This is a genomic window from Streptomyces sp. SID11385 (assembly GCF_010548245.1).
Lineage (GTDB): Bacteria > Actinomycetota > Actinomycetes > Streptomycetales > Streptomycetaceae > Streptomyces.
Genome location: NZ_JAAGLR010000732.1, coordinates 1 through 11,245 on the forward strand (window position 1 = coordinate 1; position 11,245 = coordinate 11,245).

Below are 11,245 nucleotides of genomic sequence, written 5' to 3' on the forward strand. Positions count from 1 at the left end.
TACGACCGGGGCGGGTGGCTCGACCACGTCGACTACGGACTGCGCTCCGACACGGTCTACAGCAAGAAGGCCGCGGCGAAGGTCGCATTCACGACGTCGGAGCGATGCCTGAGCGACTGCGGCACGTTCGATTCGGCGCATGCGAAGAACTGGCCGGACGTCCCGTTCGACCGGTACTGCAAGAGCGGTGAGGAGTGCAAGGACCGGTACTCGCCGTCGTTCTGGACCCGCAAGCGGCTCACGAAGATCGACACCTCTGTCCTCGTAGGCGACGCCTACAAGCCGGTCGACTCCTGGGCGCTGGCCCACCAGTTCCCCTCGACGGGGGACGGTTCGTCCCCCGCGCTCTGGCTTGCCTCCATCCAGCGCACGGGCCACACCGGCACGGGTGACGTTACTCTGCCGAAGGTGACGTTCAAGGGGCAGCAGCTCGCCAACCGCGTCGAGGGAGCCACGACCGGCGGCCGCCCCGACCCCGTACCGCCGCTGGTGCGCTACCGCGTCTACGCGGTGAACACGGAGTCGGGTTCGACGCTCGGTGTCACGTACTCGGCCCCCGACTGCAAGCCGGGTGACATGCCGAAGCCGGAGTCGAACACCCGGCGTTGCTACCCGGTCATCTGGTCGCCACCCGATTCCCCGGGAGCGGAGTACGAGCCGTACCTTGACTGGTTCCACTCCTACGTCGTCACCCAGATCCTGGAGAGCGACAACACCGGTGGCGCTCCCGTCAAGGAGACGGACTACAGCTACCTGGACGGGATGGGCTGGGCGAAGGAGGAGGCCGACGAGTTCACGAAGGCCAAGGAGCTCACCTACGGCGACCGCAAGGGCTACGGCCGCGTCCAGGTCCGTACCGGTGCTCCGGCCGAGGGCAAGCAGACCCTGACCGAGTACCGCTACTTCCGCGGCATCAAGGACGCCAAGGTCACCGACCACGAAGGAACCTCGGTCACCGACCACCCGGCCTTCGCCGGCATGACCCGTGAGGAAGCCACCTACAGCCAGGACGGCGGCACCCTCGAATCCACCACGAGCTACACCCCGTGGCACTCGGCGGCCACCTCCAGCCACAAGCGTGACGGGCTGCCCACGCAGTACGCCTACGCGACCGGCGGCGCCACCGAGATCTCCCGCACCTCGCTGGGCGAGGACAAGTGGCGCACGACGCGCACCGAGCGGACCTTCGACGACAACGGCCAGCCGCTGACCGAGTCGGAGCTCGGCGACACCGCCAAGAGCGGCGACGAGGAGTGCACCACGACCTCGTACGCCAAGAACACCGAGACGAACATCCTGACCCTCGTCAAGGAGATCAAGACCACCGCGACGGCATGCGGCGAGTCCACCTCTCTGCCCGAGGACCTCATATCCGTCGAACGGCACTACTACGACGGCGCCACCAGCCTCGACACCGCCCCCACCAAGGGTGACGTGACGCGCCTGGACGAGCAGGACGACAAGGGCACCGGCTACCTCACCACCGCCACCCACACCTACGACCAGCACGGCCGTGAGCTGACCGAGACCGACGCGGACGGCAAGACGAGCAAAACCGCCTACACCCCGGCGACACTCGCCGCGCCGACCGAGGTCGTCGAGACGAACGCGCTCGGCCACGCCACCACGACCGAGTACGACCCCACCAGGGGCCTGGCCACCGGCATTGTGGACCCCAACGGCAAGCGCGCGGACGCCGAGTACGACGGCCTCGGCCGCACCCTGCGCACCTGGACCCCGGCCTGGCCCAAGAGCGCCCACGCCACCCAGCCCGCCCAGGAGTTCGCGTACACCGTCTCCGCCACGGCCGCGAACACGGTCGCGACCAAGTCGCTCCAGTACGACGGCTCCTATGTCACCACCTACGAGATCCTCGACGGTCTGCTCCGCAGCCGCGAGACCCAAGTTCCCGCGTACGGGACGAAGAACCGACTGATCACGGAGACGCTCTACGACACCCGCGGCAACGCGTACAAGACCTACGACTCCTACTACGCGGACGGTGCCCCCTCGGCCACGCTGACCACCACGTCGGACAACAAGGTCCCGTCCATGACGGAGAACCTGTACGACGGTCAGAACCGCGTCACCGACTCCATCTCCCGCAAGTACGGCGACGAAACCTGGCACACCCGCACCCAGTACGCGGGAGACCGCGTGACGGTCATTCCCCCGGCGGGCGGCAAGGCGACGACCACCGTCACCGACGCGCGCGGCCGGACGAGCGAGCTGTACGAGTACACGAACGCGGCCCGCACGGCCTCGCAGAAGACCTCGTACACGTACGGCAAGTGGGACGAGCCGCTCAAGGTCACCGACCCCGCGGGCAACACCTGGACGCACACCTTCGACGCACGCGGCCAGGAGATCCGCACCGACGACCCCGACAAGGGCACGACGACGACCGGCTACGACAAGCTCGGCCGCGCCACGACGGTCACCGACGCCCGCGGCGTCACACTGACCACCAGCTACGACGCCCTCGGCCGCGAGACATCGGTCAAGAAGGGCTCCACGACCCTGACCAGCCGCGTGTGGGACACGGTCGCCAAGGGCCAGCCCACCTCCAGCACCCGCTGGGTGGACGGCCAGGAGTACACGAGCGCGACGACCGCGTACAACGACGACTACCAGCCCACCGCCAGCACCGTCACCATCCCGGAGCAGGCGGGAGCGGTCGCGGGCACCTACGACTGGACGTTCGGGTACAACAAGTACACCGGTCAGCAGGAATGGGTGAAGCAGCCGGCCGTCGGCAACCTGCCCAGTGAACGTGTCACCAGCGTCTACGGGGAGGGCAACCTGCCCTTCAAGACGACGGCGGGTTCCCTCGTTCTGGTCAACGACACCACACGCGACGCATGGGCCCGGCCAACCCGGCTCGAATTCGGACCACTGGGCAAGAGGCTGTACCGCACCCGGGTCTACGACGAGCAGACCGGGCGCCTCACCCGTCAGATCACCGACCGCGATCTCGCCCCGCAGCGTGTGGACGACTCGTTGTGGACATACGACGACGCGGGGAACATCACCTCGCTCACGACCGCGTCCGGGCAGGACACGGCCCGCACGGTCGACACGCAGTGCTACACCCAGGACGCCCTCGGCCAACTGACCGAGGCGTGGACTGCCACAAAGGACTGCACTGCCAAGCCGTCGTCGACCACGGTCGGCGGCCCTTCCCCGTACTGGCAGAGCTTCACGTACGACGCGGTGGGCAACCGCACCGAGCAGGTCGACCACCAGAGTGGAGCCACCACCACCTACACCCAGCCCGAGCCGGGCAAGGCCCTGCCGCACGCCGTCCAGACCGCCACCGTCAAGGGCGGCGCGGACGACGGCCGCAAGGACACCTTCGGCTACGACGACGCGGGCAACACCACCACCCGCAACCTCGGCACCCGCTCACAGTCCCTCGTCTGGGACGATGAGCAGCACCTGAAGTCCTTGACCGAGAACGGCAAGAGCACCGACTACGTCTATGACGCCGACGGCTCACGCCTCCTCGCGCACCAGGCGGACGGCAGCACGACCCTGAGCCTGCCCGGTGGCAACGAACTCACCGTCACCGCGAGCGGCGTCAAGGACGCCACCCGCTACTACACCCACGACGGCGAAACCATCGCCGTGCGGACCGGCAAGGGCTTCAGCTACCTCATCAACGACCACCAGGGCACCGCGCTGACCGCCGTCACCGCCGGAACCCTCCTCATCACCCGCCGCAAACAGCTCCCCTTCGGCCAGACCCGCTCCGAGGACTCCGAAACCATCCCCGGCACCCGCGGCTTTGTCGGCGGCACCGACGACCCCACCGGACTCGTCCACCTCGGCGCCCGTGAATACGACCCCGCCGTCGGCCGCTTCCTCTCCGTCGACCCCGTCATCGACGAAACCGACCCGGCCCAGATGAACGCCTACTCCTACGCCCACAACAACCCCATCACCCAAGCCGACCCCGACGGCCTGCGCCCCGACGGCCCCGCGGGCGGCGCCACCTACAACGACGACCGCTGGGCAGCCGACCGTGGCATGACCGCCGGCTACACCAAGAAGAACGGGAAATGGACCTGGAAACAAACCCCTAAGAAGGACAAGGCATCCCAGAAGAAGTACGCCGCCTACAAGGCCAGCCCCAGCACCTACAAGGTCTTCCACTACAACAAGAAGACGGCCGCGAAGGCGCAAGCCCAGGCGAAGAAGCGCGCCGACGATAGAAAAGCGGATGCCAAGCGAGCCGCAGACGAACAACGCCGTAAAGAGGATGGAATATGGGGCTCCATCAAGAAGGGGAACTTTGGGAATGCGCTGAAGGAGACGGGAGACGTCTTCGCTCATCCCCAGGATCATTGGCGAGGGTGGGCCGAGACAGCAGGCTTCGGTGTCTGTGTTTTTGCCACTCTCGGAACATGTGCGATGGCTGGGATAGCCGTCGTGGGCGCCAAGGCCGGAGCCGACTGGTACACTCACGACGCGGGCTATGCCCTTGAAAACGGCCAAACTAACCTCAGCGGCTACCTGATAGGGCTTGGATTGGGTGCGGCGGGAGGAAAGGCGTTTACTCACTTTGGCGCTATGAACGGGGTGGGGAAGTTCCTCCCCACTGGCCGCCACGCCCAACGTTTCATGCAAGGGCCAAAACACGCTCCTCAGGTCGACAGGCTTTTCCAGTGGGGCGGCTACGCCAACAACGTCGTCCTTGGACAGGCCGGATGCGGTACAACAATGAACGCGCCACAATGGTGTTGAGGAGTGGGACTTTCGTGGCCATTTGGAAAGTTGCGTGGCCGAATCGGATCGCGTCCGTGATTTTGGGCGTAGGATTTCTCGCATTCGCGGTTTTCGGGGTGATTACCGGGGCGGCCAAGGCTGGGCCGGTTTTCGCGGTCTTCCTCGCGGCCGCAGGAGTTGCTGGCCTGCTGTACAGTTTCGCTACCAGCATCACGCTGACCGACGACCGTGTCATTGTCAGGAATTTCGGCCTGACGGAAGAGGTGATGCTGACGGATATCACGCGCGTGGATGTCGGTTATGGGGGCACCTCTCTGTTCGGCCGGAACGGCATCAAGGTCAGAGCCTTCGCCGTGGAAAAATCCAATTACGCGGCCTGGTTGGGGCGTGTCACCCGCGCTGACCGGGTAAAAAAGGCGCTGCTGGACGCAGCGAAAACTGCGCAGCATTCTTCATGAGGCATTCGAATCACAGATTCTCGGCGTAGGCGACTACGCCGAGAAAGGGGCTGGAGCGTCGGAAACCGACCGATGCTCCAGCCCCCTTTGACCGCCAAGGATCGACCTCGGTGCGACGCTCGCCAATATGGCTGTGAACGTCAACCTGTCGGGACTCTCCTGCGGCATCGGCAACGTGAGCCCGGGCTATGCGGTGTCCGCATGCTGAGATGGGGTCGCGGACAAAGGGAAGCCCAAGAGTCGGACGAGAATACGGCAGAGATAGTGCTGCGCCGCAGATCCTGGAAGCCCATCTGCCTGGTTTTCACGGTAGGTCTGGGGTAGTCCTGATATTCGCGATAATCAGTGTCGCAGAAGAGCGCGGCTTCCGTGTCGGCTTTCAGGGAATACCCGTCTATCTAGGGGTTGTCGGTGTCATCTGGCGGATTCTGGGATGTAGAATCCTGCTCAAGGAAAATACGCTCATTGTGGTAAACTCTCTCCGCACATCCGCGATCCCCAAGCATCGGATAAGCGAAGTGGGCGTCAACAGCGGAGGTGGGCTGGAAATCATCCTCGATAACGAGAAAAGTATCGGCTCGTTCGCGTACGGCGGATTGATGATCGATAACTTCATTTTCCAGAGCAGCAAGGATGCGGCCTACCACATTGCTCGCTGGGTCAAGACGGAGGAGGGGAGCAAGGAAGGGGGAGAACCGCCCGTCGCCTGCAACTTCCGGTGGACCCGTGCCGGCGTGGCGGATCTCGCTCTCCTGGCCGCCGTGGCAACCGGGGCTGTCGCAGCGCTCTGGTCCGCGATCAAAGCGTCCTGACGGAAAGAAGCCCGACACCTGCCGCCGTACCTCGCCCCGCACGCCTCGGGCGGGGTGCGGCGGTTACCAGAGCGGGGCCACCACCGCCTACACCCAGCCCGAGCCGGGCAAGGCCCTGCCGCACGCCGTCCGGAGCGCCACCGTCAAGGGTGGCGCGGACGACGGCCGCAAGGACACCTTCGGCTACGACAAGGCGGGCAACACCACCACCCGTGACCGCGGCACTCGTTCGCAGTTCCGGGGCTCCAGTAAGTGAATCCCCGCCGACCGTCCGACCATAGGGAGAATGATCTTGAATTCAATCGAGCTCAGCCTTACCGTCACTCCTGCAGGTATCCCAATTGGAGGCGCTGTGGTCATTCTGGCGTTGTGCGCACTCCTTGTTTGGGATTCCCTCAGACTTCCTGCGGGTGCATGGTATCGATGGTTCATGCCCATAGGATTTCTTTTCATCGTTGCGGCAATTGTCTCAAGTTGGTACTGGGTGATTGCCATCGGAGCGGTAGTGATGGGAATCGGCATGTCGAAAGGGAAGATGTACCGGCAGAAAAATGATGCATTTCGCGGTTTCTGATTGGATATCAGGGGCGATGAGCGGCAGCAAAGGGCCGTCTACACGGTCAATCGGTGTTGAGGCATGCTGTCGTCTCGTGAGCGCTGATCGGCCGGGTCGAACTGGTTGGACGCGCCCTGAGAGCAGATGGCTCCACCACTGCCAGGTTTCCCATCAGATGCAGGACGGTGCACGACTCCGTAACCATCCCCGATACCTGCGGCTTTGTCGGCGGTACGGACGAACCCACCGACTTGTCCACCTCGGCGCCCGCGAATACGACTTCACCCTGGGCCGCTTCCTCTCCGTCGACCCCGTCCTCGACGAAACCGACCCGGCCCAGATGAACGCCTACTCCTATGCACACAACAACCCCATTACCTCATCCGACCTCGACGCGGAGTTCGAACACGCACGTATCACCCGCAAGACCCTGAAGGCCGTCCCCCGGCCACAGCTCGCCGACACGGAGCCGCCTCGCCCCGAGGCGCCCGACCACCGACCATCCGGCCTACCAGCAGATCCTCACCGTGCTCGCAGACGCCGGCCACCCGATGCGGGCTCGCGACATCTGCGAGGCCCTCGACCTGCCGATTCTCCCGAAGCACACCGAAGGCATCCGTTCCAAGCAGAAGCGACTGGTAACCCGGGGGGTCCTCGCCGCACCCGAGCCCGGCCTGTTCGATCAGTCCCACACCTGACGGTCCATCCGCCTCGCTGACCAGAGGCCCTCACTCAACTCCGGGCGCGAAACGGGCATCCGCCCGCATACCGCACTCTCAGTCCCGGTACCGGTCGAAGACGCGGTTGCCGTCGCGGGTGAGCTTGGTGCGGAGGGTGTCGAGGGTGATCGCGCCGTTGTAGTACTGCTGGAGGGCCGGGGTCGCGACCTTGTCCATCCACTCGGGGTAGCCGCGGGCGCCGAGGGCCGGGGAGGGGACGAGGTGGGTCGCGGAGCGTGCGCCCGTGCGCCAGCCGTTCTTCTCGGTGTTCAGGGACGGGTCGCGCAGCGAGGCGGTGCCGGTGGGCAGGAGCCAGTCGCCGCGCGCGAGGCGGGTGAGCGAGGCGGTACGGGTCAGGAAGGCCAGGAACGCGACGGCGGCCTCCTTGTGGCGGCACGTGCGCGAGACCGACAGCGTCTGCGGGCTCACGCCCTGCGCGCGGCCCCCGTCCGGCGCCCCGCGCCCCGCGGGCAGCGGCAGCGTCACCCAGTCGAAGCCCTCCGGCGCCTGCTGGCTGACCTGCTGACGGTACGAGAAGCCGAGCGGGACCATCGCGTACCGGCCCGCGAAGAAGCCGGGCAGCGTGTCGCCGCCGCCCATGCCGAGCCCGCTCGCCGGGGCGGTGCGCTCGTCCCGTACCTGTCGCCGGATCAGCTCGGCGACGGCCGAGTCCGCCGCGTCGAAACGGACCCGCGTGCGGTCGCCCTCGCGGTGGATGATCCGCCCGCCCGTCGTCACCGCCATGTTGACGGTCTGGTTGACCGGCTCCTTCATCGCCCAGACGACGCCGTACCGGCTCTCGCGCCCCTTCTCGTGCCGCGTCAGCTCCTTCGCTGCTTCCTCGAACTCGTCCCACGTCCAGGGGCGTTCAGGGGTGGGCAGGGCGACGCCCGCCCGGGTGAGGAGCGTGCGGTCGGCGATCAGGACGCGCGGCTCCTGGAGGAACGGCACGCCGTAGAGGCCGCCGCGGATCCGGGCCGTGTCCCAGGAGGCGGCGGGGATACGGGCGCGCAGGTCCGCCGGGAGCAGGTCGCTCAGGTCCGCGAGGTCGCCGCCGTGCCCGAAGTCGGTGAGGTCGTTCGCCTCGTCGTGGATGATGTCGGGCGCCGCGCCTCCGGCGAAGGACGTCAGCAACTGGTCGTGGACGTTGGTCCACGAGCCCTGCACGTACCGGACGCGGACGGCGGGACGCGACCTGTTCCACTCCGCGACGAGCGCCTTGTTCGCGGCGACGGACTCCGCCTGCCAGGCCAGGGAGAGGAAATCCAGGGTCGGGTGCCCGTCGTCCCCGCCCGAGCCGCAGGAGGACAGCAGGCCGGAGGAGGCGGCGGCCGCTGCCGCACCGAACACCGTACGGCGCCGCATCAGCCCTTCACCGCCCCGCCCAGCATCCCGCTCGCCAGGCGCCGTTGCAGGAAGCCGAAGAAAAGGAGGCTCGGCAGGGTCGCGAGGATCGAGGCGGCGGCGAGCGGACCGAGGTCGGCCGCGCCCTCCGCCCCGAGGAAGTGCGTCAGGATCACGGACATCGTCTGCTTCTCCGGGGACTTGAGCAGGACGAGGGCGAAGAAGAACTCGTTCCACGCGGTCACGAACGAGAACATGAGAGTCGCGACCAGCCCGGGCGTGAGCAACGGCAGGACGACACTGCGCAGCGTCCGCCACCGCCCGGCCCCGTCCACGGCCGCGGCCTCCTCCAGCGAGGGCGGCACGGCCCGTACGTACCCCTGGAGCATCCACAGCGCGAACGGCAGGTTCCACACGACGTACACGACGATCAGACCCGGCAGCGAATCGATCAAACGCACGCTCCGCAGTACCAGGAACAGCGGGATGATGATCAGCACGAAGGGGAACATCTGGCTCACGAGCACCCACCCCGTGCCGAGCCTGCCGAGCACCGAGCGGTACCGCACCATGACGTACGCGGCCGGGACGGCGACCGCCACCGAGATCAGCGCGGCCGAACCCGCCACGAGCAGGCTGTTGAGGCCCGAGCGGAGCAGTGGCTGCTGGTCGAACGCGGCACGGAAATTGGCGAGCGTGGGATGCGCGGGGAGCCACGTCGGGTCGACGGAGCCGAGTTCGCGCGGGGACTTGAACGCCGTGGACAGGAGCCAGAGGAGCGGGAAGGCGAGGAAGACGAGGTAGCAGAGGAGCGCGAGGTACTGGCCGGTGCGGCCCGCGGCGCGGAGCGCACGCCGTCCCGGGGGAACCGCGGCCCGCCCGTCGGCCGCCATGCCCGTACGCCTCGCGCGCCCGCCCGCCGCAGCGCCCGTACGCTCCGCCCCCCGTCCCCTCGGCACGGAACCGCTCACTGGTCCTCCCCCTTCAGCCGCCCGCGCAGGAACACGGCCAGGATCACCGCGATCACGGCCATCATCACCAGACCCATGGCCGCCGCGTAGCCGAACTGGCCGTAACGGAACGCCTCTTCGTAGGCGAAGAGCATCGGCAGGCGCGTCTTTCCGCCGGGTCCCCCATTGGTCAGCACATAGACAAGGCCGAAAGAATTGAAGTTCCAGATGAACTGAAGCGCCGTGATGGCGACCGCCACCGGTCGCAGCGCCGGCCACGTCACCGTACGGAAGCGCCGCCACATCCCCGCCCCGTCCAGCGCCGCCGCCTCGCGCAGTTCGAGCGGCACATTCTGGAGCCCCGCGAGCAGCACCACCGTCGTCTGCGGCATTCCCGCCCACACCCCCACGGCGATCACGGCGGGCAGCGCGAGCGAGAGGTCCGAGAGCCAGTCGGTGTGGCCGCTCGTCAGATGCAGATCGCGCAGCGTCGTGTTGAGCAGGCCCGCGTCCGGGTGGTAGACGAGCCGCCACATGATGCCGATGACGACCTCGGGCATCGCCCACGGCACGAGGGCGAGCGTGCGCGCGAGCCAGCGCAGGCGCAGGTCCTGGTCGAGCAGGAGCGCGAGCCCGAGCGACAGCACGAACTGGAGCGCAGTGACGGCGAGTGCCCAGGTCAGGCCGATGCGGAAGGAGTCCCAGAAGAGCGAGTCCCAGCGCAGCGCAGCGAAGTTGTCGAGCCCCGTGAGGGACGTGCCGCGCGCGCTGCCCGACTGCGCGTCGGTGAAGGCGAGCGAGAGACCGTACAGGAGCGGTACGACGCTCAGCACGAGGACGGGGATCAGCGCGGGGAGGAGGAGGAACCAGCCGTCGCGGTCGAGACCGAGAGCGGTGCGCCGCGCGCCCGGACTCCTCGGCGGCGGACCGCCCCGTGCGCCCGCGCCGCGCCATGCGCCTCCGCCGCGCGGTGCGCCTGCGCCGCCCCGTGCCCCCGCCCCGTCCTCGGCGCCCGCGTGTTCCGGCGCGGGACCGCTCGTCACCGTCATCCCGGCCCCTTCCCCCGTCGTGGGCCCCGGCCGGGACGCCCGTGTCCCGTGGGTGATCCCCATGGTGCGGAGGAGGGGGGTGCGGCGTCTACCCCTCGATCACCGCGTGTGCGGCGCCGCGTCGGCGATGATCCCCCGCGCGACTCGTACGAGTGACGCGTTGTCGTGCGCGGGCGTGCCGTCCGGGAGGAACAGCGTGTCCTCCAGGCCGGTACGGGTGTCGAGCCCGAGTTCCGCCGCGAGCGCGAGGACGGGCCACGCGCCCTCGTCCTCGCCGTGCAGCAGGACGGGGACGGGCGCGGGCAGGACGGTGCCGAGGAGGACGCGGGCCGTCGTGGCGGCCGAGGCCGGTTCCTGGTCGGTCACCTCCGCGAGAACCCGGAGGGTACGGGGCGCGAGCGGCGAGGCGCGGAAACGCGCCGGGCCGTCGGTGCCCGACCACAGCCCCGCCTCGACGCCGATCCCGCGCTCCATCAGCAGCGCCGCCAGCTCCTCGGCGCGCGGCTCGTGCCAGTTGACGGAGGCGTGGTCGGGCAGCTCCGTCCACGCCCGAACGTGCGCGAGCCGCGCCGCCGGGTCCGGCTCCGCCCACGCCCCCGTCGTCACGCCGACCGCGATGCCGGGGGGCA

The 11,245-nt window shown here is 67.8% G+C and carries 10 protein-coding genes; 6 read left to right on the plus strand and 4 right to left on the minus strand.

The features are described from left to right. From G3I42_RS22170 to G3I42_RS37760, 6 genes are all read left to right on the plus strand, one after another. A partial coding sequence (locus G3I42_RS22170) for an RHS repeat-associated core domain-containing protein (protein ID WP_239096609.1) occupies nucleotides 1-4,746 on the plus strand: 4,746 nt, incomplete at its 5' end. A gap of 14 nt (nucleotides 4,747-4,760) precedes the next feature. Beyond that, nucleotides 4,761-5,186, plus strand: coding sequence for a hypothetical protein (locus G3I42_RS22175; RefSeq protein WP_164288567.1), 426 nt, complete (start codon nucleotides 4,761-4,763; stop codon nucleotides 5,184-5,186). A 518-nt stretch (nucleotides 5,187-5,704) separates the two neighbouring features. Continuing rightward, nucleotides 5,705-5,998 (plus strand): hypothetical protein, encoded by a 294-nt coding sequence (locus tag G3I42_RS22180; RefSeq protein ID WP_164288569.1) that lies wholly within the window; start codon nucleotides 5,705-5,707, stop codon nucleotides 5,996-5,998. Beyond that, the gene (locus tag G3I42_RS22185; protein WP_164288571.1) at nucleotides 5,913-6,254 is read left to right on the plus strand and encodes a hypothetical protein; all 342 of its coding nucleotides are present in this window, start codon (nucleotides 5,913-5,915) and stop codon (nucleotides 6,252-6,254) included. The genes G3I42_RS22180 and G3I42_RS22185 overlap by 86 nt, the downstream gene beginning before the upstream one ends. A 30-nt stretch (nucleotides 6,255-6,284) precedes the next feature. Then, nucleotides 6,285-6,572 (plus strand): hypothetical protein, encoded by a 288-nt coding sequence (locus G3I42_RS22190; protein WP_164288573.1) that lies wholly within the window; start codon nucleotides 6,285-6,287, stop codon nucleotides 6,570-6,572. A 509-nt stretch (nucleotides 6,573-7,081) separates the two neighbouring features. After that, entirely contained in the window at nucleotides 7,082-7,252 is a 171-nt protein-coding gene (locus G3I42_RS37760) for a hypothetical protein (protein WP_239096610.1), read from the plus strand. Nucleotides 7,253-7,330: 78 nt separating this feature from the next. Here the strand turns inward: G3I42_RS37760 and G3I42_RS22200 are convergent, their stop codons facing one another. The 4 genes from G3I42_RS22200 to G3I42_RS22215 all read right to left on the minus strand — a co-directional run. Next, entirely contained in the window at nucleotides 7,331-8,638 is a 1,308-nt protein-coding gene (locus G3I42_RS22200) for a sugar ABC transporter substrate-binding protein (RefSeq protein ID WP_164288577.1), read from the minus strand. After that, nucleotides 8,638-9,510 carry a carbohydrate ABC transporter permease gene (locus G3I42_RS22205; RefSeq protein WP_164288579.1) on the minus strand — a complete coding sequence of 291 codons (873 nt, stop codon included), beginning with the start codon at nucleotides 9,508-9,510 and terminating at the stop codon, nucleotides 8,638-8,640. Before G3I42_RS22205 ends, G3I42_RS22200 begins: the two co-directional genes overlap by 1 nt. Nucleotides 9,511-9,584: 74 nt before the next feature. Next, the gene (locus tag G3I42_RS22210; RefSeq protein WP_164288581.1) at nucleotides 9,585-10,616 is read right to left on the minus strand and encodes a sugar ABC transporter permease; all 1,032 of its coding nucleotides are present in this window, start codon (nucleotides 10,614-10,616) and stop codon (nucleotides 9,585-9,587) included. Nucleotides 10,617-10,715: 99 nt separating this feature from the next. After that, the coding region (locus G3I42_RS22215; RefSeq protein WP_203607156.1) for a 3-keto-5-aminohexanoate cleavage protein at nucleotides 10,716-11,245 on the minus strand (530 nt) is incomplete at its 5' end.